This window comes from Corynebacterium sp. p3-SID1056, from assembly GCF_025152525.1.
Taxonomy (GTDB): Bacteria; Actinomycetota; Actinomycetes; order Mycobacteriales; family Mycobacteriaceae; genus Corynebacterium.
The window spans coordinates 48,782-69,083 of the sequence record NZ_JALXXL010000012.1; the positions used below are offsets into that span (position 1 = coordinate 48,782).

Sequence of the window (20,302 nt, forward strand, 5' to 3'; positions counted from 1 at the left end):
AAAAGGATTGTGCCTGCGTTTTCGGCAGGTCAGCCGGCCGAAGTGATTGGCACCGATGCTCGAGTGGTAAATGACCTAAGCACCGGAAAGGTATTCCCGTGATCCGTAACTTCAAGCGCACCGCCGCAGTGTTCGGCGTCGTAGCAGTTTCCTCCGCAGCACTTGTTGCTTGCGGCGACTCCTCTGAGTCCACCGACTCCGCAGACTCCTCCGCTGAGGCAAGCGCTGAGTCCACCGACGGTGCTGAGGGCACCGGCGCTGAGCTGTCCGGCGAGACCGGCCAGCTGGTCGCTGAGGGTGCAACCTCTCAGCAGAACGCGATGGACTACTTCGCGTCCCGCTACGCTGAGGAAGTTCCGGGCGCAACCCTGGCCTACAACGCCACCGGTTCCGGCTCCGGCATCAAGCAGTTCCTGGGTAACACCGTCGCTTTCGCGGGCTCTGACTCCCCGCTGAAGGACGAGGAGGTTGAGAAGGCAGCTGAGCGTTGCGGTGGCAACGAGGCTTGGCACCTGCCGTTCGTCATCGGCCCGGTCGCTATCGCCTACAACCTTGAGGGTGTCGACGAGCTGAACCTCACCGTTGACAACATCGTCGACATCTTCCAGGGCAAGATCACCAACTGGAACGACCCGGCCCTGGCAGAGTCCAACCCGGACGCTGAGCTGCCGGACCAGGAGATCAAGCCGTTCTTCCGCTCGGATGAGTCCGGCACCTCCGACAACTTCCAGAAGTTCCTCGCTGCTGCCTCCGACGGCAAGTGGATCGGCGAGGGCAAGGCCTTCCCGTCCGAGGTGGGCACCGGTGCGAACGGCTCCTCCGGCGTGGCCTCCGAGGTCGCTGCTACCGAGGGTGCAATCACCTACGTCGAGGCTGGATTCGCTGAGAAGAAGGCCAACATCGACTTCGGCTCCGGCCCGGTCGAGCTCACCGACGAGGCTGTCGCAGCAGCACTGGACTCCATGGAGTTCACCACCGAGGGCCACAACATGGCCGTCGACGCTGAGGCGCTGTTCTCCTCCGACGCCGAGGGTGCATACCCGCTCGTGCTGACCACCTACGAGATCGTCTGCTCCGCAGGCTACGACGAGACCACCTCCAACATGGTCAAGGACTTCCTCAACGTCGCCCTGGACTCCCAGGACGAGGAGCTGGCCGGCGAGGGCTTCATCCCGGTCACTGGCGCACACGCAGACCGCCTGCGCGAGGCAGTCAACGCAATCCAGTAACAGGCCTTCTGGCCGCCTTGGTGCCCCCCAACACGGTGAGAGCCGTCGCGGGGGGCACGCCCATGTGAGGAAGCGGTGAACACCAGGTGTGCATACCGTTACCAACACATTGACGAGCGAGCACCACGCAGCGGCAGTCCGCCCGACATCTTTTTCAATCGCATAAGGATCAGTAAACATGGCTGACAACGACATGACCCCGGCCGAAGGCCAGCGTGCGGGTCAGACGGCACCAACAAAGGAGTCGCCAGCCCCGTCCGTTGCGGGGACCCCGTCCCGCAGCGCAGAAGAGCACCCCGGGACCGCTACTCCCCGCACGGGCGTGAAGCGTCCGGGCGACCGCGTCTTTGAAATTCTGTCCACCGCCTCGGCGGCGCTGATCACGGTGATCATCATCGCGATCGGCCTGTTCCTGGTTATTCAGGCAATTCCGCCGCTGAGCAGGAACGAGGGCGGCGTGGGTGGCTTCTTCACCTACACCGGCAACTGGCAGACGGCAGACCTAGACGCCATGAAGTTCGGTATTCCGAACTTGTTCTTCTCTACCGTGATGATCTCGCTGCTTGCGTTGATTATCGCCATGCCGATCGCGCTCGGGATCGCGCTGTTCTTGTCCAACTACGCGCCGAAGAATCTCGTGCGACCGCTGGGCACCCTGGTGGACATGCTCGCTGCGGTCCCGTCGATCGTCTACGGCCTGTGGGGTGCACAGGTCCTCGGCCCCGCGTTGGGCAAGTTCTACGAGTGGATCAACTCCTGGGGCGGCGGCTTCTTCCTGTTCGCTACCTATCAGAACTCGCCGCCCTTTGCTACCTCACGCAACATGCTCACCGGTGGCATCGTGCTGGCGATTATGATCCTGCCGATCATCGCCGCGACCGCCCGCGAGATCTTCGTGCAGACCCCTCCGGGGCAGATCGAGTCCGCGCTCGCACTCGGCGCGACGCGCTGGGAAGTCATTCGCATGACCGTCATCCCCTTCGGCCTGTCCGGCTTCATCGCCGGTTCCATGCTCGGCCTCGGGCGCGCACTCGGCGAGACCATGGCGCTGTACATGGTGGTCGCACCCGCCAACGATTTCCGTGGTTCGCTGTTTGACGGTGGCACGACCTTCGCTACCGCGATCGCGAACGCATCCGCAGAGTTCAACAACCCGATCTCCGCTGGTGCCTACATCGCGGCAGGCCTGGTCCTGTTCGTATTGACCTTTGTTGTCAACTCGATCGCCCGCGCGATCGTCAACAAGAAGTAAGGCAGGCAAGCGAATGTCTACTGCAGTTTCCAATACCTCGGGTGCCGGCGGGACCGGCAAGGCGGCGTCGAAAAGCAAGGCCCAAAAGCAGAGCCCCTTTACCGACATTGCATCCGGCCGCAAGTCCTTGAACTCTTTCATGGGCGCGCTGATGTGGCTGTGTATGATCCTCGCGCTCATCCCGCTGCTGTGGCTGCTGTTTACCGTGGTCATGCGCGGTGCCCCCGCCGTCTTCAGCGTTGACTGGTGGACCAGTGACATGGTCGGCGTGCGCATGTCGAAGGCAGGCGGTGGCGCGCTGCACGCGATTGCCGGTACCTTGATGCAGACGCTCATCGCGTCACTCATCTCCATCCCGATCGGCGTGTTTACCGCTATCTACCTGGTGGAATACTCCAACGGCAACAAGCTCGGCCGCCTGACCACCTTCATGGTGGACATCCTGTCGGGCGTGCCTTCGATCGTCGCCGCCCTGTTCGTTTACGCCCTGTGGATCACCATCCTGGGCATGGAACGCTCTGGCTTCGCCGTCTCGCTGTCGCTCATTCTGCTCATGGTGCCGCTCGTGGTGCGCAATACCGAAGAGATGCTGCGCGTCGTGCCGATGGACCTGCGTGAGGCCTCCTACGCACTGGGCGTGCCGAAGTGGAAGACCATCGCGCGCATCGTCCTGCCAACCGCGCTGTCGGGCATCGTTACCGGCATCATGCTCGCGATCGCCCGCGTCATGGGCGAGTCTGCACCAGTGCTGATCCTCGTCGGCTCTACCCCAGCGCTGAACTGGTTCGGGCTCTTCGGGCAGCCGCAGTCCTCGCTGCCGCTGTTCATGCTCGAAATGTGGAAGTCCGGTGCAACCGGCTTCGCCGCCGACCGCCTCTGGGGCGCGGCATTTACCCTGGTAGTCATCGTGGTGGTGCTCAACCTGCTGGCCCGCGCGATTGCCAAGAGATACTCCGTGAAGAAGTAACTGCCCCACACCACCACCATCAGAGGAGAAAACCCGATGTCTAAACTCGAACTCAACGACGTCAATATCTACTACGACGACTTCCACGCCGTCCGCGACGTCAACATGAAGATCCCCGCACAGGCCGTCACCGCCTTCATCGGCCCCTCCGGCTGCGGCAAGTCCACCGTGCTGCGCACGCTCAACCGCATGCACGAGGTCATCCCGAATGCTTCCGTCAAGGGCGAAATCCTCCTCGACGGGCACAACATCTACGGCAAGAACGTCGACCCCGTCTCCGTGCGCAACACCATCGGCATGGTCTTCCAGAAAGCGAACCCGTTCCCCACGATGTCGATTGAAGACAACGTGGTTGCCGGCCTGAAGCTCTCCGGTGAGAAGGACAAGAAGAAGCTCAAGGAGGTGGCCGAGCAGTCGCTGCGCGGCGCGAACCTCTGGGACGAGGTCAAGGACCGTCTGGACAAGCCTGGTGGTGGCCTGTCCGGTGGCCAGCAGCAGCGCCTCTGCATCGCGCGCGCGATCGCAGTGCGCCCGGAGGTGCTGCTCATGGACGAGCCCTGCTCCGCGCTTGACCCGATCTCCACGCTCGCCGTGGAGGACCTCATCCACGAGCTGAAGACCGACTACACCATCGTGATCGTGACTCACAACATGCAGCAGGCTGCCCGTGTGTCCGACAAGACGGCGTTCTTCTCCCTCGAGGCCACCGGCAAGCCGGGCAACCTGGTGGAGTTTAACGACACCACTACCATCTTCGAGAACCCGGAGAAGAAGGAAACCGAGGACTACATCGCCGGCCGCTTCGGCTAATCGATAGCGCTCGCGTAAGAGACGCCGCTGCCTTGCCACCAGGGTGAGGCAGCGGCGTTTTGGCTTAGCGCACGTTTTTGAAGCGCGCCTCAATCTCGCGGAACTTCGCCTGCATATCGAACTCGCCCTCCCGGACGTATTCGTCGGGTTTGAGCCCCGTGACGAAGAAGACGATCCGGTTGCCCACGTTGACGCAGCGGTCTGCAAAGCGCTCGTAGTAGCGCACAATCATGGCCAGGTCGACGGCCTCGCGCGTGGTGTACGGCCAGCCCGGCTCCGCGACGAGGTTGAGCAGATACGCCTTCATATCGTCCATCCCGTCGTCGATACTGTGCAGTTTCACGGCTTCGTCCGCGTCGGGGTGGCGCAGCAGCTCGCAGGTTTGCTCCACCATCGCGTCGGCCAGTCGGCTCATTTCCTCGATATAGCAGGTCAGATTCTCCGGCACGACCGCGTGCGGGTGCCGCGCGCGGGTCAGCGTCGCAATGTGCATGGCCAGCGAAGCCATTCGCGTGAGGTTCTCCACGATGTAAATGGAGGACAGTACTTGGCGGAGGTCGGAAGCAACGGGGCTTTCGAGCGCAAGCAGGCTCACGCCGCGCTCTTCGCAGCGGTTGGTGATGTCACGCATCGCATCCACCTCGGTCAACGTGTCCTCGGCTCTATCCAGCGACTGCGTCAGCAGCGCCTTCGAAGCAAGCTGCATCGCCTCTTGCACGCGTTCGCACAGCTCGAGCAGGTCAGCGCTGAAAGCCTCGAGGTGGTCGCGGTACGCGCTGCGCAATCGCAGGCCAGGGCCTTGCTCGCTTGTCGACGCCGCGTGGTCCTCCCCAGCCTCTTCCTCGCTCTGCGCAGGCTCGGCGGGCGGGTTATCCGCCGTTGTTTTCAATTTCTGCGCCTTCTGGGACCGCCTCATCTTCGGGATCATCTAACCATCCTTCCGGCAGCGCGACTTTCGCGGAGCTTCCCTGGCGGCCGCGCGCGCTGTCTGCTTCTTCCGCCAGCTGTTGAGAATCTGCGATGGGTGCAAGGCGCTCGCGCAGCTGGGCGAGCGAGGATACTTGCGCAAGCTCCTTGCGGAATTCGCCGCCGACGGGGAAGCCGCGCAAATACCAGCCGGTGTGCTTGCGAATATCGCGGCACGCATGGTTCTCGCCGTCGTGGGCCGCGAGTAGTTCCGCGTGGCGGTAGATAATGCGCGCGACCTCTCCCAGCGTCGGCTCCGGGGGGATGTCCTCCCCGCGCAGCTGAGCGCCAAGCTGGGCGAACAACCACGGGCGCCCCAGGCATCCGCGGCCGACTTCGACGCCGTGGCATCCGGTCTGCTCCATCATTCGCGCAGCGTCCTCGGCGGCGAAGATGTCGCCGTTGCCAATGACGGGGATGCCGGTGCCGTCCATGTGGTCGACCAGCCTGGCGATCTCGTCCCAGCGGGCGGTGCCGGAGTAGCGCTCGGCGGCGGTGCGCGCGTGGAGCGCCACCGCGGCGGCGCCTTCCTCGGCGGCGATGCGCCCTGCGTCGAGGTGCGTGTGGTGCTCGTCGTCGATGCCGATGCGGAACTTGACCGTGATTGGGATGCCGGAGCCCTCCGCGGCGCGCACGGCGGCGCCAACGATGTTGCCGAACAAGCGGCGCTTGTAGGGGATTGCGGAGCCGCCGCCCTTGCGGGTGACCTTTGGCACCGGGCAGCCGAAGTTCATATCGACGTGGTCGGCGATATCCTCTTCTACGATCATGCGCACTGCCTCGTAGGTGAACTTTGGGTCCACGGTGTACAGCTGCATGGAACGCGGCGTTTCCTCGGGCGCGAAGCTGGTCATGTGCAGCGTCTTCTGGTTGCGTGCCACCATCGCGCGCGCGGTGATCATCTCGCACACGTAGAGCCCGGAGGAGGCACCGGTCAGCTCTTGCTCAATCTCACGGCAGAGGACGCGAAACGGCATGTTGGTCACCCCGGCCATAGGAGCGAGGATGACGGGAGAGTTCAGCTCCATGCCGCCGATGCGCAGGGCGGGTGCGCTGTGCTGGGTGAGAATTTGGGCCGTCATAGTGACCCATTGTTCCCGGTTGAGGCCCGAAAGTGCAATTTGAGGCGCGGCGGGTAACTAGCGAACGGACTCACCCGAGTGGGGGTGAAATCTGAGGTCATCTGGCAGCGCGATTCGGGCTATTCGGGCGAGTGGATTGCGGGAACACCCCCGTCGACCTGCAAAGCTGCAGATAGTCGTATCATTTGCGCGCACAATCTTGGATACAGTGATGGATCTCGGGGACGTGGCAATGCAAGATAGGTCACAATACAGTGGTGTTGTTATCACCTACCGACGAACTCAAGTGAGGGATGAATATGGGCAACCGTATCGCCAGTGCAAAACTCCGTGACAAGGTCATGTCCGCCGAAGAGGCGGGCCAGTTTGTCAACCACGGCGACAAGGTGGGGATGTCCGGCTTTACCGGCGCTGGCTACCCCAAGGCCATGCCGACCGTCATTGCGGAAAAGGCGAAGGCCGCGCACGCCAAGGGCCAGGACTTCAGCATCGATGTGTACACGGGCGCATCCACTGCGCCGGAGTGCGACGGTGTGCTCGCAGAGGCGGGCGCGCTGCGCTACCGCATGCCGTACCAGTCGGACCCGACGATGCGCGGCAAGATCAACGCTGGCGAGATGAAGTTCCAGGATATTCACCTCTCGCACTCGGGCATGATGGTGGAGCAGGGCTTCTTCGGTGAGGTCGACCTGGCCATCGTCGAGGCGGTTCGCATCACCGAGGAAGGCAACATCGTCCCGTCCTCGTCGGTGGGTAACTCGGTCGAGTACCTCAACGCCGCCAAGAAGATCATCATTGAGGTCAACGAGTGGCAGTCCGAGGACCTCGAGGGTATGCACGACATCTGGACGGTGCCGCCGCTGCCGAACCGTATCCCGATCCCGATCACCAAGTGTGGCGACCGCATCGGTACCACCTACATTGAGATCGACCCGGAGAAGGTCGTAGCGGTAATCGAGACCAACGACCCGGACCGCAACGCCCCGTTCAAGGCGCCGGACGAGGTCTCCGAGCAGATCGCAGGCAACTTCCTCGACTTCTTGGAGAACGAGGTCAAGGCCGGCCGCCTCGCGTACGACGGCTACGTGATGCAGTCCGGCGTGGGCAACGTGCCGAACGCCGTGATGGCGGGCCTGATGGACTCCAAGTTCGAGAACATCCAGGCCTACACCGAGGTCATTCAGGACGGCATGGTCGACCTGATCGACGCCGGCAAGATGACCGTCGCGTCCGCAACCTCCTTCTCCCTGTCCCCGGAATACGCGGAGAAGATGAACGACGAGGCCGCGCGCTACCGCGAGTCCATCGTGCTGCGCCCGCAGTCCATCTCCAACCACCCGGAGGTCATCCGCCGCACCGGCCTGATCGCCTCCAACGGCATGATCGAGGCGGATATCTATGGCAATGCCAACTCCACGCACATCAACGGTTCCCGCCTGATGAATGCGCTGGGCGGCTCGGGCGACTTCACCCGCAACGCCTACATCTCCTCCTTCATCTCCCCGTCGGTGGCCAAGGATGGCGCAATCTCCGCGATTGTCCCGATGGTCTCGCACGTGGACCACACGGAGCACGACGCCATGGTCTTCATCACCGAGTACGGTGTCGCGGACCTGCGCGGCCTGGCGCCGCGTGACCGCGTGGCCAAGATGATCTCCATCGCTCACCCGAGCTACCGCCCGCTGCTGGAGGAGTACGTTGAGCTGGCGGCGAAGTGCAAGTACCAGGCAACCCCGCACGACCTGCGCCACGCCTTCGACTTCCACACCCGCATCCAGGAGACCGGCACGATGCAGAAAGAGGGCTAAACGTCCCCACGGTATGTGTGCCCGTGCCGCCTGATGTCAGTTTTTGCGCAGGTGGCGCGGGCGTTGCCACGTCTTGCCGGGGCAATTAACGTGTCAGGTGCGCGGCCCGCTACTATGTTGCGCATGGGCCTTTAGCTCAGTTGGTAGAGCTACGGACTTTTAATCCGCAGGTCGTGGGTTCGATCCCCACAGGGCCCACCGTGAAAAACCTCCAGTTCCCAGTCGAGGAGCCGGAGGTTTTCGCGTTGCCGGAGACGGTCTAGGATTTCACCATTCGCTGGATCGCCTGCATCGCCTCGGCGACCTTCTCGTCTGCGTGTGCGTCGCCCGCCGCGAGCGCGCCGGATACGCAGTGGTGCAGGTGATCCTCGAGGAGCGCAAGGCCGAGGTTTTCGAGCGCGGAATCGATCGCGGAAATTTGTGTGAGGATATCGATGCAGTATTTATCCTCATCCACCATCCGGTGAATGCCGCGCACCTGCCCCTCGATGCGTTTCAGGCGGGCGAGGTAGCGGGACTTCTCCGCGAAATAGCCATGGTGACAATCGTCGTCGTGCATGCAGTCATCTTAACCGACCCGAGTTGTGTGCAGGAAAGTCTAGATGAACAGGCGTTTTGCCAACCTCACAGGCGATGCACTAGATTAGGTCAAGTCGCTAGCCCCCATCGTCTAGAGGCCTAGGACTCCGCCCTTTCACGGCGGCAACACGGGTTCGAATCCCGTTGGGGGTACCAGTGATTCCCGCTGTGGTGGGAGTTGCAATGCGATGGCCCTGTGGCGCAGTTGGTTAGCGCGCCGCCCTGTCACGGCGGAGGTCGCGGGTTCAAGTCCCGTCAGGGTCGCCAAATCGAAACCAGTGCTCGGTAATCCGAGCACTGGTTTTCTTTGTTTTCTCTAATATTTCCCGGACATCTGTTGCAGTCGACCGGGTCGTACTTTACTGTGGGCTGTGATATTGGCCATACGGTGAAAAGGACTTGAGCAATGTCGCATGTGAAACAGGGAAGTAGGGCCGCAGCTGTATGCGTGCTTGTCGCCGCGTGCTTGCTGGCGTGGTGCGCACCGGCGTTCGCGACGGAGACTCAAACGACGAGCCAGCCCGCGGAATCGAGCACCGCGATCAGTACTGAGACGAGGACGCTGTCGAGCTCGACGGTGAAGACTTCGGAGGCGGAGGCGTCGGCAAGCGAGAGCTCTGCCGACGCGAAAGCGGCGCTGATCCTCGACGCCTCGTTTTCGATGCTCGAAGAAGATGCCGATGGCCCGCGTATCGACGCGGCGAAGAAGGCAACCCACGAGCTGATCGACTCCCTGCCGGCAACGGCGCAGATGGGACTGTTTGCCTACGGTGCGCAGGAGTCGAACGCGCCGGACAATAGGGAAGCGGGGTGCCGGGATATCCAGCGACTGGTCCCGGTGGGCGAGGTGGACAAGGAAGAGTTCGGCTCGGCGATTGACGGGCTCACCCCGAAGGGGTACACGCCGATGGGCAATGCGCTGCGCGAGGCTGCGGAGGAACTGGGCGACGAGGGCGAACGCTCCATCATTCTGGTCTCTGACGGTATTGATACCTGCGCACCGCCGGAGGTGTGCGACGTGGCCAAGGAGCTGGCTGGCGAAGGTGTGGACCTGGCGATCCACACGGTCGGATTCAAGGCCGATGAGGAGGCGCGCGCGGAGCTGGAGTGCATCGCGGAAGCTGGCGGCGGGCAGTTCCTGGAGGCGGCCGATGCAAGCAGCCTTGCGGAGTCGCTGAAGTTCTTGGCCCAGCGCGGCGTGGTGAAGTACCAGACTGCGGGCACGCCTTTCGAGTTTGCGGACAACCCCGAGGACGCGAAGTGGCTGGGTGAGGGCCAGTACCTGACCACGGTGACGCCGGACCGCTCTGGCACTACGGACCGGTATTTCCGCACTTCTGTGCCGCCGCGTCACAACGCGCGGATGGTGTTCACCCCGGTCGTGCAGGGGGATGCCATGTGGCAACACACAGAGGTCAAGGTGGATCCGGCGGAGGGCATCAATGAGGGCGATCCGGCCTGCGGCGAGTTCCGTGGGAAAGACGAGATCGCTTCGGGTGGACCAGGTTTTGGTATTAACTCGGCGTTCGCTGCGATGAATCGGGTAGAAGAAGACCACTTGGAGTGCGACATGAGCGACATCCTGGTCAAGATCCAGATCTCCAACGCGGGCGACGAGGTAGCCGAAGATGTCCCCATCGAAGTCGGAGTCTTCTATGAGCCGATCCCCGGTAAGGAGCAGGCCGACGACTGGGAAGATCGCCGCGTGTACAGTGCCGGCGAGTTCCAGGGCGAGATGCCGATTGCGAACTCGCAGCCTGTCTCCGGCGGTACGGGCTTCAACGACGCGGTGGAGATCACCGAGGGCTCATACTCCGACCGCATCGTTCCCGGTGAGTTCAAGTTCTTCAAGATTCCGGTGGCCTATGGGCAGCGCCCGGTGATTCGGGCAAAGACGCCGCCTTCGGTTGCACGCAACGCTGACACCATCGCTATGGGGATCTACGACCCGCTGCGCGTCAAGGCAGCAAGTCAAAGGATGAGCTTCTTTGATGATCCGGAAGAGTCCGATCCGGAGGCCCCGAACCAGTACGTGTGGTACGGCAGTGACACTCCCTACCAGGGCGACTTCTACGTCTGGTTTGGCATGGACTGGGCAACCGAAGGCTATGACATCGCGGGCGTGGATCAGCCTTTCGAGTTCGAGGTGCTCCTGGATGGCGAGCCTGCCAACGGCGGCCCGGATTGGACGCCCTCGCACGAGAACGGCCCCGAACCTTCGGACGAGCCGATCACATTCGACGCGGCGGACAGCGCCGCGACGACGTCGGCCTCAGAAGATGAGAGTGACGATGGCCAGGAGGTCAACGCCGCGAGCGACGAGCAGGACGGTGGCTTTGGGCTGGTGCCGACGCTGCTGGGGGGCTTGCTGGTGCTGCTGCTGGTCGCCGCGGCTGTGGTCTTCTTTATCGTGCGCAAGCAGCGCGGCAACTGGCAGTAGTTTGCGGATCCGTAGAACCGGACGCCTGTTGGAGATATTCAGGAAAGGGCTTGAGCAATGTCGAATGTAAGGGAAAGAAGTCGTGCCGTGGCTGCGTTCGTGCTTGCCGCCGCATGCATGCTGATGTGGGTCGCACCGGCATTCGCGACCGAGACAGCAACGACGACGAACCGGCCCGTGGAATCAAGTACCGCGGTGAGCACGGAGACGACAACGCTGTCGAGCTCGACTGTGAGGACCGCGGAGGCGTCGGCAAGCGAGGGCTCCGCCGACGCGAAAGCGGCGCTGATCCTCGACGCCTCGTTTTCGATGCTCGAGGAGGACGCCGATGGCCCGCGTATCGACGCGGCGAAGAAGGCAACCCACGAGCTGATCGACTCGCTGCCGGCAACGGCGCAGATGGGACTGTTTGCCTACGGTGCGCAGGAATCGAACGCGCCGGACAACCGCGAGAAAGGCTGTAAGGATATCCAGCGTCTGGTCCCTATCGGCGAGGTGGACAAGGATGAGTTCGGCTCGGCGATTGACGGGCTTACCCCGAAGGGGTACACGCCGATGGGCAATGCGTTGCGCAAGGCCGCAGAGGAGCTGGGCAGCGAGGGGGAGCGCTCCATCATCCTGGTCTCTGACGGCATTGATACCTGCGCACCGCCGGAGGTGTGCGACGTGGCCAAGGAGCTTGCGGGCCAGGGCGTAGACCTGACGATCCACACTGTTGGCTTCAAGGCGGACGAGGAGGCTCGCGCGGAGCTGGAGTGCATCGCAGAAGCTGGCGGTGGGCAGTTCTTGGAGGCTGCTGATGCGAGCAGCTTGGCGCAGTCGCTGAAGTTTCTGGCCCAGCGTGGTGTGGAGAAGTATCAAACCGGCGGCACTGAGTTTGAGTTCTCGGATACTCCGGAGGACGCGAAGTGGCTGGGCGAAGGCCAATATCAGACCACGGTGACCCCGGACCGGGGTACTGCGAAGGACCGGTACTTCCGGATTTCCGTGCCGCCACGCCACAACGCACGCGTGGTGTTTTCTCCCCTGTGGCAGTCCGAAGGCACATGGGAGGACGGGCACCTGAAAATTGATCCGGTGGAGCTGACCAACGAGGGTGATGCGGAGTGTGGCTGGTTCCCGGTTACGCACACTGCGTTCGTCTCTGCTGGGCCGGACTACGGGATCGAATCTGCGAATGCCTCGGTAGAGCGCAACGAAGAGTCGCACATGGAGTGCGATATGAGCGACATCCTGGTCAAGACGCAGGTATCCGATGTTGAAGGGGAAATCACCGAGGATATCGCGCTCGAGGTCAGCGTATTCTATGAGCCGATTCCTAGCGATGAGGAGAAAACTGAGTGGTCAGACGGCAAAATTATCAAAGCTGGCGACTACCTTGGTGAGATGCCGATGAAGAACCCCGAGCCGATTTCCGGCGGCACCGGGTTCAATGATGCGGTAGACATCACCGAGGGCACGTACTCCGACAACATCATCCCTGGTGAGTTCAGGTTCTACAAGATCCCGGTGACCTATGGACAGCGGCCGGTGGTGAAGGTGAAAACGCCGGAGTCGGTCGCGCACAACGCCGATAGCCTCGGCTTCGGCATCTACGATCCGATGCGCAACGAGCTCGTGCGCAACCCGTTGAACTTCTTCATGGATGCAGCCGAATCCGATGCGGAAACGCTGAGCCAGTACGTGTGGCACGACACCAGCACTCCCTACCAGGGCGAGTATTACATCTGGGTCGGCATGGGGTGGGTGCACGAAGGCTATGACATCACTGGCGTGGAGCAGCCCTTCGAGTTTGAGGTGGTCATGGACGGCGAGCCAGCCAACGGCGGCCCGGATTGGACGCCGACGCATGAGGACGGGCCGGAGCCCTCGGACGAGCCGATCAAGTTTGACGCGGCGGATAGCACTGCCGAGACGACCGCTTCGCAGGAAGAGGGCGGCGATGACCAGGAAGTCAACGCTGCGAACAACGAGCAGGACGGTGGCTTCGGTCTGGTGCCGACGCTGCTCGGCGGCCTGCTGGTGCTGTTGCTGATCGTCGCGGCGGTGGTGTTCTTCATCGTGCGCAAGCAGCGCGGCAACTGGCAGTAGATTAGCGCGCAAGATAACAGGACACCTGTTGCGAAAGTGGAGATTCGCTTTTAGTGTGGGGTGTGGCCCTGGTAACAATCTGGACGGGAGTTGAACAATGTCGCGCACGCAAAGAGGGAGTCACGCTGTGGCGGTGCTCGTGCTTGCTGTTGCGTGCATGCTGATGTGGGTGGTGCCCGCGATCGCAACGGAAACGGCGACCTCGCCGGCGACGTCGAGTACGGCGATCAGTACGGAGACGAAGACGGTTCCGGGGACGACGACGCGGGCGTCGGCAAGCGAAGGCTCCGTCGACGCGAAAGCGGCGCTGATTCTTGACGCCTCCTTCTCCATGGTTGAGGAGGACGCCGATGGTCCACGTATCGACGCGGCGAAGAAGGCGACACACGAGCTGATTGATTCCCTGCCGGATACGGCCAACATTGGCCTGCTCACCTATGGGGCGCAGGAGTCGAACGCGCCGGACAATCGCGAGCGCGGCTGCCGGGATATTCAGACGCTTGTACCGGTGGGGTCCCTGGACAGGCAGGAATTTGGCGCGGCTATCGACGGGCTCACGCCGAAGGGCTACACGCCGATGGGTAACGCGCTGCGCAAGGCAGCGGAGGAGCTGGGCAATGAGGGAGAGCGCTCCATCATCCTGGTCTCCGACGGCATTGATTCCTGTGCGCCGCCAGAGGTCTGCGACGTGGCCAAGGAGCTGGCGGGTCAGGGAGTGGACCTGGCGATCCATACCGTTGGGTTCAAAGCGGACGAGGAAGCGCGCGCGGAGCTGGAGTGCATTGCTCAAGCTGGTGGCGGGCAGTTCCTCGAGGCCGCTGACGCCGGGAGCCTGGCTGAATCGCTCAAATTCCTCGCTCAGCGCGGGGTAGACACCTACAAGGCCGACGGCACGCCCTTCGAGTTTGCGGATACCCCTGAGGATGCGAAGTGGCTGGGCGAAGGTCAGTACCGAACCACAATTCCTGCCGATGCGGATTCCGAGCAGGACCAGTACTTCCGCGTCTCTATTCCGCCGCGTCACCACGGTCACGTTGTGGTGACGCCGATGTGGCAAACCGATGGTGGCTGGGATTGGTCCTCCGCGAAGGTCGAAATTAAAGACGTGACCAATGAGGGCGAGGAAAACTGTGGGGTCCTCTCGGCACCCGTCACCGCGAGGCAAATGCACGGAAGGACGCACCCTGGCGGCTTCGCTATGAAGCGAGACTACAGAACAAGCGTCGACTGCGACATGAGTGACATCCTCGTAACGACACAGCTTTCCGGCGTAGATGATGCCGCTCCGGAGGGCGTAGACCTTGAGGTGCAGGTGTTCTACGAGCCGGTCGCCGACGAGGCGCAGGAGAAAGAGTGGGAAGAAAACCCGCTCGCCCAGCCCAGCGAGTACTCGGGCGAGCTGAAGGTGGAAAACCCGCAGCCGCTCAACGGTGGCACGAGCTTCAACGAGGCTGAGGAGATCACGGAGGGTTCGTACTCCGGTGTGATCGTGCCAGGCGAGTACCGCTATTACAAGATCCCCGTCTCCAACGGGCAGCGCCCTGTCGTCACTGTGAAGTCAGAAAAGTCGCTTACGGGTGCCGCTGGCAACATTAAATTCGGCGTGCGCGATCCATTGCGCCAGGATCGTGCCCAGTCCACGCTGGGGCTCTACGATGAGGAAAATGAAGAGGGGCCGATCGCCCCGTCGGCGCGCGTCTGGCCAGGGATTGAGGCACCCTACCAGGGCGACTACTACATCTGGTTCAGTCAGGACTGGGTCTACGGCAACACGGCCCCCACCGGCGTGGAGCAGCCCTACGAGTTTGCGGTCGCCCTCGACGGTGAACCAGCTGAAGGTGGTCCGGACTGGGTGCCCACCAGTGAGCCGGGCCCGGAGCCGGCGGACGAGCCGCTGAAGTTCGACGCGGTATCTGACAGCGAAGCCGAGAGCACCGCGGAAAGCTCAGTTGCCGAAGCGGAAGATAGCGAGGCTCAGGAGCAAGCCGCTGCGGAGGAGGAATCCGATGGCTTTGGTCTCGTGCCGATGCTGCTCGGCGGGGCAGTGGTGCTCTTGCTCGTCGCGGCTGTAGTGGCGTTGGTGATTCGTCGGAAGGCGTCGGACAGCTGGCAGTAGAGGTGTAGAAAACCCTCGCGAAGTGCGGATTTGTTGCTCTTACCGGTGGCATGTAAAGTAACAATCCGTGCCCAAGAGAGCACAACAAAAGAATAAGGCCCTGTGGCGCAGTTGGTTAGCGCGCCGCCCTGTCACGGCGGAGGTCGCGGGTTCAAGTCCCGTCAGGGTCGCAGAACTACCTCGCGTAGTTCCGGCCAGATAGCTCAGTTGGTAGAGCACACGCCTGAAAAGTGTGGGGTCGCCAGTTCGATCCTGGCTCTGGCCACACCCCAGCCCCTCCACCCTGTGGAGGGGCTTCGTGTTATGTCACACGAGCCGCCATAGAGTATTCGGTAGGCTGGGCCACTAAATGTGCCATTGCACCCTGACGGAATTCTCAAAAAGGAGCGATCATGTCGGAGACTGCTACTCAGCCGGAGCTTTCTAAAAACGAGGAGAAGGGCCAGTACGAAGTGCACGTGGGCGGCGAGCTTGCGGGTTTCGCCACCTACACCGACAAGGGGGAGGCTCGCGAGCTGCCGCACACGGTCGTCGACCCCAAGTTCCGGGGGCAGGGTCTGTCGAAGCCGTTGATCAAGTTCGCGCTTGACGACGCTCGCGCGGATGGCCGCACCGTCGTCCCCTCCTGCCCGGCGGTGGCGCGCTACATCGTGCAGAACCCCGAATACAAGGACTTAGTCGAGTAAACCTGCGCCTCAGCGGGCTAAATAACGTAGTGCCCGTTGTCGAAGTAGCAGTCCGGGTCGACCAGTTTGCGGACCTCGGTCTCCTTGCGTTCGCGCGCCTTGGCGGGAATGCCCACCGCGATGGAGTTTTCCGGGATGTCCTTGGTCACGACGGCGTTGGCGCCGACGGCGGAGTTCGCGCCGATGGTAACCGGGCCTAAGACTTTCGCACCTGCGCCGATGGTGACGTTGTCGCCGATGGTGGGGTGCCGCTTGGTCTGTGTGAGCACCTGGCCGCCCAGGGTGACGCCGTGGTAGAGCATCACGCCGTCGCCGATTTCTGCGGTCTCCCCGATGACGATCCCCATGCCGTGGTCGATGAAGAAGCGACGGCCGATGGTGGCGCCCGGGTGGATCTCAATACCGGTGAAGAACCGGTTGGCCTGCGCGAGGATGCGCGCGAGCCCCTTGAAGTTGCGCTGCCACATCCAGTGGCAAATACGGTGCACCCAGATCGCGTGAAGCCCCGAATACACGATGGCATTTTCCACGTCGCCGCGTGCGGCGGGGTCGTGGGCCCTCGCGTTGTCCAAGTCTTCTTTGATGCGCGAAAAGATGCTGAGCATGCGGGAAAGTCTACCTTTCGTGCCTAGGCCTTGCGGCGACGCGTTGCGCATGGCCTGAGCTGCCGCGAAGCGGGCAGGTCAGGGCTGCGTGGACGCGAGAATAAAAAATGAGCACCACGGTGTGCAGCGTGGTGCTCATGGGACCTTAGGGCGTACCGAGCGGTACGCCCTCAGGCTTGAGGCGGCGACTAGTCGCGGATGTCCTCGTAGAGGATGGTCGAGACGTAGCGCTCGCCGAAGTCCGGAATGATGACCACGATGGTCTTGCCTTCATTCTCAGGACGGTTGGCCAGCTCCAACGCAGCCTTCACGTTTGCACCAGCGGAGATGCCGGCGAGGACAGCATCCTCGCGAGCCAGCTCGCGGGAGGTTGCAACGGCGTCCTCATTGGAAACGGTAATGATCTCATCGACCACGTTGCGGTCGAAGGTGCCTGGGATGAAGTTGGCACCCAGCCCCTGGATCTTGTGCGGGCCGGCCTCGCCGGTGGACAGCAGCGGGGAAGCTGCCGGCTCGACGGCGACGTTCTTCACCTCTGCCTTCTGCTCCTTGAGGTACTTGCCGGCGCCAGAGATGGTGCCGCCGGTGCCGACGCCAGCGACGAGGAAGTCGACCTCGCCATCGGTGTCCTCCCAGATCTCCGGGCCGGTGGTGGCGTAGTGGATCGCCGGGTTGGCCTCGTTCTCAAACTGGCGGGCCAGGATGGCGCCCGGGTCGTTGGCGACGATCTCGTCTGCCTTCTCCACCGCGCCCTTCATGCCGGCTGCGCCTGGGGTAAGCACGATTTCCGCACCGAAGGCGCGCAGCACCACGCGGCGCTCGGTCGACATGGTCTCCGGCATGGTCAGGATGACCTTGTAGCCCTTCGCTGCGCCGGCGAGTGCGAGCGCGATGCCGGTGTTACCGGAGGTTGCCTCGACGATGGTGCCGCCCGGCTTGAGGTCGCCGGACTTCTCAGCGGCCTCAATAATGGCCTTGCCGATGCGGTCCTTGACCGAGTTTGCCGGGTTGTAGAACTCCAGCTTGGCCAGGACGCGGGCCTTTGAATCCTTGGTAATGCCGCTCAGCTCGACCAGCGGTGTGCCGCCGATGAGTTCCAGGACGTTGTTGGCAATCTTTGCCATAGCGGATCAGCTCCTTGACGTTTCTTCGCGTTTTCTCGTTGTGTGGCTCACTATACACGCAAAAACTAGACCGTCTAGTCCACTTGAAATGTACCGCTCAGTTTGTCGGCGAAGTGGGGGTAGGCGTGGCGTCGATAAGCGAGGGCTCGGGCGCGGGGCTGAACTTTCACTACCCCCGATTGCGCGTTATGATGTGGGTGTTTCAACGTCAAGTTCGATCCGAGACCCCCGATGGGGGCACACGGATGGGTGGAAGGCATGCAGCAATGACCATGGATGCACAGCGGATTAAAGACGATGATGATGCAATCCGCGCCGCACTGACCGCACTGAAGACGGCCACCGGCATCCCTGTGGCCATGTACGGAACCCTGCTGCCCGACAACAGGCTGCAGATCACGCAGTGGATTGGGCTGCGCACCCCGGCTTTGCAAGATCTGATTCTCGAGCAGGGTGCCGGCGTGGGTGGGCGCGTGGTGAGCACGCGGCGCGCGGTTGGTGTGTCTGACTACACGCGTGCCAACGTCATTTCCCACGAGTACGACAAGCACATTCAAGACGAAGGCCTGCACTCTGTGGTTGCCGTGCCGGTGATCGTGCTGCGGGAGATCCGTGGCGTGCTGTATGTGGGTGTGCACTCGCCAGTGCGCCTTGGCGACAAGGTCATTGAAGAGGTCGCAATGACCGCCCGCACACTGGAGCAGGAACTTGCCGTGAACTCGGCGCTGCGCAACTCGGGCGACGGCAAGGCGAACCCGAAGGCCGGCCGGGTAATGAACGGCGCGGAGTGGGAGCAAATCCGGGCCACACACTCAAAGCTGCGCATGCTGGCCAACCGGGTCGACGACGATGCGCTGCGCAAGGAGCTTGAACAGCTCTGCGATCAAATGGTCTCACCCGTGCGAATCAAGCAAACGACGAAGCTGTCTGCCCGCGAGCTCGACGTATTGTCGTGCGTTGCGCTAGGACATACCAACGTGGAGGCTGCGGAGGAAATGGGCATCGGGGCGGAGACCGTCAAGTCCTACCTGCGCAGCGTAATGCGTAAGCTGGGTGCGCACACCCGCTACGAAGCGGTGAACGCGGCGCGTCGGATCGGCGCGTTGCCCTAAGCGTTTGCACGCTCGACGACTTGGTCGCTGACTTGAGTACAGTGGGGGCCGTGAAAGAGCGATTCCTTGTAACTGGCGGTAACCGACTCGAAGGCGTAGTCAACGTTGACGGCGCAAAAAATAGCGTGCTCAAACTGATGGCCGCTGCGCTGCTTACCGAGGGGACGACCACGCTGCACAACTGCCCCGAAATCCTCGACGTGCCGCTGATGCGCGACGTCCTCGTCGGCTTGGGGTGCGACGTAGAGATCGACGGATCGACCGTGCGCATCACGACCCCGGCCAAGGTCTCACCGCGCGCGGACTTCGAGGCGGTCAGGCAGTTCCGTGCCTCCGTCGCCGTGCTCGGGCCGTTGGTCGCGCGGTGCTCGGAGGCCTATGTCGCGCTCCCCGGCGGCGATGCAATCGGCTCGCGCCCGCTGGATATGCATCAGTCGGGGTTGGAAAAGCTGGGCGCGACCACACACATCGAGCACGGCGCAGTCGTGGCCAGAGCGGAAAAGCTCACCGGCGCGAAGATCGGCCTGGACTTCCCCTCTGTCGGCGCGACCGAGAATATTCTCACCGCCGCAGTGCTTGCCGACGGTCAAACGGTGCTGGATAATGCGGCCCGCGAGCCGGAAATCGTCGACCTGTGCGACATGCTCAACTCCATGGGGGCGCGCATTAGCGGGGCAGGCACCTCGACCATCACTATCGACGGCGTGGACGCGCTGCACCCCACCGAGCATTCTGTCGTGGGTGACCGAATCGTCGCAGGTACATGGGCATATGCGGCAGCGATCACGCAGGGCGACATCACAGTGACCGGGATCGCCCCGCGTCACCTCCACCTTGCGCTTTCCAAGCTCAAGCTCGCCGGCGCGAACGTCGAAACGTATGACAACGGCTTCCGAGTGCGCATGGACCAGCGCCCCAAAGCCGTGGACTACCAGACCCTGCCATTCCCCGGCTTCCCGACGGACCTGCAACCGATGGCGATCGCGATCAGCGCCGTCGCCGAGGGCGTCACCGTGATCACCGAGAACGTCTTCGAAGCGCGCTTCCGCTTTGTCGACGAAATGCTGCGCCTGGGCGCCGACGCCAACGTGGATGGCCACCACGTAGTCATCCGCGGGGTCGACCACCTTTCGTCCACCGATGTGTGGTCCAGCGATATTCGTGCCGGTGCAGGACTTGTGCTTGCAGGGCTTGTTGCCGACGGGGAGACAACCGTGCACGAGGTGCACCACATCGACCGTGGGTACCCGAAGTTCGTCGAGCAGATCAACGAGCTTGGAGGCCACATCGAGCGCGTCATTGCATAGCCACGTGTAAACGGGGCACAACCACGCGTGAATATGTGCTCTGTGCTGGGGATTTGTGTTGGTGTGTGGGTGTGTGTAACTTTATGTGAGTCAGCGAGACCGACAACGCCCCGCCGGACAGGCTCTGG

The 20,302-nt window shown here is 62.6% G+C and carries 16 protein-coding genes and 5 tRNA genes; 16 read left to right on the forward strand and 5 right to left on the reverse strand.

Annotation, left to right across the window (positions count from 1 at the left end; all coding sequences use genetic code 11):
- The first annotated feature begins 98 nt into the window (after positions 1-98).
- From pstS to pstB, 4 genes are all read left to right on the forward strand, one after another.
- Positions 99-1,229 (forward strand): phosphate ABC transporter substrate-binding protein PstS, encoded by a 1,131-nt coding sequence (pstS, locus tag M3G14_RS10370; protein ID WP_259926454.1) that lies wholly within the window; start codon positions 99-101, stop codon positions 1,227-1,229.
- A gap of 178 nt (positions 1,230-1,407) precedes the next feature.
- Entirely contained in the window at positions 1,408-2,481 is a 1,074-nt protein-coding gene (gene pstC / locus M3G14_RS10375) for a phosphate ABC transporter permease subunit PstC (protein WP_259926455.1), read from the forward strand.
- Positions 2,482-2,494: 13 nt separating this feature from the next.
- A complete protein-coding gene (pstA, locus tag M3G14_RS10380) occupies positions 2,495-3,448 on the forward strand; it encodes a phosphate ABC transporter permease PstA (RefSeq protein WP_259926456.1) in 954 nt (317 codons plus the stop codon).
- Positions 3,449-3,484: 36 nt separating this feature from the next.
- A complete protein-coding gene (pstB, locus tag M3G14_RS10385; RefSeq protein WP_070764326.1) occupies positions 3,485-4,258 on the forward strand; it encodes a phosphate ABC transporter ATP-binding protein PstB in 774 nt (257 codons plus the stop codon).
- A gap of 64 nt (positions 4,259-4,322) precedes the next feature.
- On the opposite strand, the gene M3G14_RS10390 is transcribed toward pstB, so the two are convergent.
- A complete protein-coding gene (locus M3G14_RS10390; RefSeq protein WP_259926457.1) occupies positions 4,323-5,147 on the reverse strand; it encodes a phosphate uptake regulator PhoU in 825 nt (274 codons plus the stop codon).
- Positions 5,128-6,306 carry a tRNA dihydrouridine synthase DusB gene (gene dusB / locus M3G14_RS10395; RefSeq protein ID WP_259926458.1) on the reverse strand — a complete coding sequence of 393 codons (1,179 nt, stop codon included), beginning with the start codon at positions 6,304-6,306 and terminating at the stop codon, positions 5,128-5,130. The genes M3G14_RS10390 and dusB overlap by 20 nt, the downstream gene beginning before the upstream one ends.
- A 299-nt stretch (positions 6,307-6,605) precedes the next feature.
- Here dusB and M3G14_RS10400 point away from each other — a divergent pair, with 299 nt between their 5' ends.
- Together M3G14_RS10400 and M3G14_RS10405 are read left to right on the forward strand one after the other, a co-directional pair.
- Positions 6,606-8,114 carry an acetyl-CoA hydrolase/transferase family protein gene (locus tag M3G14_RS10400; protein ID WP_259926459.1) on the forward strand — a complete coding sequence of 503 codons (1,509 nt, stop codon included), beginning with the start codon at positions 6,606-6,608 and terminating at the stop codon, positions 8,112-8,114.
- 125 nt (positions 8,115-8,239) lie between these two features.
- Positions 8,240-8,312 (forward strand) — tRNA-Lys (locus M3G14_RS10405).
- Positions 8,313-8,373: 61 nt separating this feature from the next.
- Here the strand turns inward: M3G14_RS10405 and M3G14_RS10410 are convergent.
- Positions 8,374-8,673 (reverse strand): metal-sensitive transcriptional regulator, encoded by a 300-nt coding sequence (locus M3G14_RS10410; RefSeq protein ID WP_259926460.1) that lies wholly within the window; start codon positions 8,671-8,673, stop codon positions 8,374-8,376.
- Between the two features lie 100 nt (positions 8,674-8,773).
- Between M3G14_RS10410 and M3G14_RS10415 the strand changes: the two genes are divergently transcribed.
- The 8 genes from M3G14_RS10415 (at position 8,774) to M3G14_RS10450 (ending at position 16,026) form a co-directional block, all read left to right on the forward strand.
- Positions 8,774-8,849: transfer RNA gene (locus tag M3G14_RS10415), tRNA-Glu, on the forward strand.
- A gap of 34 nt (positions 8,850-8,883) precedes the next feature.
- Positions 8,884-8,960, forward strand: a tRNA-Asp gene (locus M3G14_RS10420).
- Between the two features lie 139 nt (positions 8,961-9,099).
- Complete coding sequence (locus M3G14_RS10425; protein WP_259926461.1) at positions 9,100-11,133, forward strand: VWA domain-containing protein; 2,034 nt, start codon at positions 9,100-9,102, stop codon at positions 11,131-11,133.
- A gap of 87 nt (positions 11,134-11,220) precedes the next feature.
- Positions 11,221-13,224, forward strand: coding sequence for a VWA domain-containing protein (locus M3G14_RS10430; RefSeq protein ID WP_259926462.1), 2,004 nt, complete (start codon positions 11,221-11,223; stop codon positions 13,222-13,224).
- A gap of 127 nt (positions 13,225-13,351) precedes the next feature.
- Entirely contained in the window at positions 13,352-15,340 is a 1,989-nt protein-coding gene (locus M3G14_RS10435) for a VWA domain-containing protein (protein WP_259926463.1), read from the forward strand.
- A 96-nt stretch (positions 15,341-15,436) separates the two neighbouring features.
- Positions 15,437-15,510, forward strand: a tRNA-Asp gene (locus tag M3G14_RS10440).
- Between the two features lie 22 nt (positions 15,511-15,532).
- Positions 15,533-15,605 (forward strand) — tRNA-Phe (locus tag M3G14_RS10445).
- A 127-nt stretch (positions 15,606-15,732) separates the two neighbouring features.
- The gene (locus tag M3G14_RS10450; RefSeq protein WP_259926464.1) at positions 15,733-16,026 is read left to right on the forward strand and encodes a GNAT family N-acetyltransferase; all 294 of its coding nucleotides are present in this window, start codon (positions 15,733-15,735) and stop codon (positions 16,024-16,026) included.
- A gap of 17 nt (positions 16,027-16,043) precedes the next feature.
- On the opposite strand, the gene epsC is transcribed toward M3G14_RS10450, so the two are convergent.
- Together epsC and cysK are read right to left on the reverse strand one after the other, a co-directional pair.
- Positions 16,044-16,631 (reverse strand): serine O-acetyltransferase EpsC, encoded by a 588-nt coding sequence (gene epsC, locus M3G14_RS10455; RefSeq protein ID WP_259926465.1) that lies wholly within the window; start codon positions 16,629-16,631, stop codon positions 16,044-16,046.
- A 188-nt stretch (positions 16,632-16,819) separates the two neighbouring features.
- Entirely contained in the window at positions 16,820-17,755 is a 936-nt protein-coding gene (gene cysK / locus M3G14_RS10460; protein ID WP_259926466.1) for a cysteine synthase A, read from the reverse strand.
- 272 nt (positions 17,756-18,027) lie between these two features.
- On the opposite strand from cysK, the gene ramA reads away from it, so the two are divergent.
- Both ramA and murA read left to right on the forward strand, forming a co-directional pair.
- A complete protein-coding gene (gene ramA / locus M3G14_RS10465; protein WP_259926472.1) occupies positions 18,028-18,867 on the forward strand; it encodes an acetate metabolism transcriptional regulator RamA in 840 nt (279 codons plus the stop codon).
- A 50-nt stretch (positions 18,868-18,917) separates the two neighbouring features.
- Positions 18,918-20,174 (forward strand): UDP-N-acetylglucosamine 1-carboxyvinyltransferase, encoded by a 1,257-nt coding sequence (gene murA, locus M3G14_RS10470; protein WP_259926467.1) that lies wholly within the window; start codon positions 18,918-18,920, stop codon positions 20,172-20,174.
- The last annotated feature ends 128 nt before the right edge of the window (positions 20,175-20,302 follow it).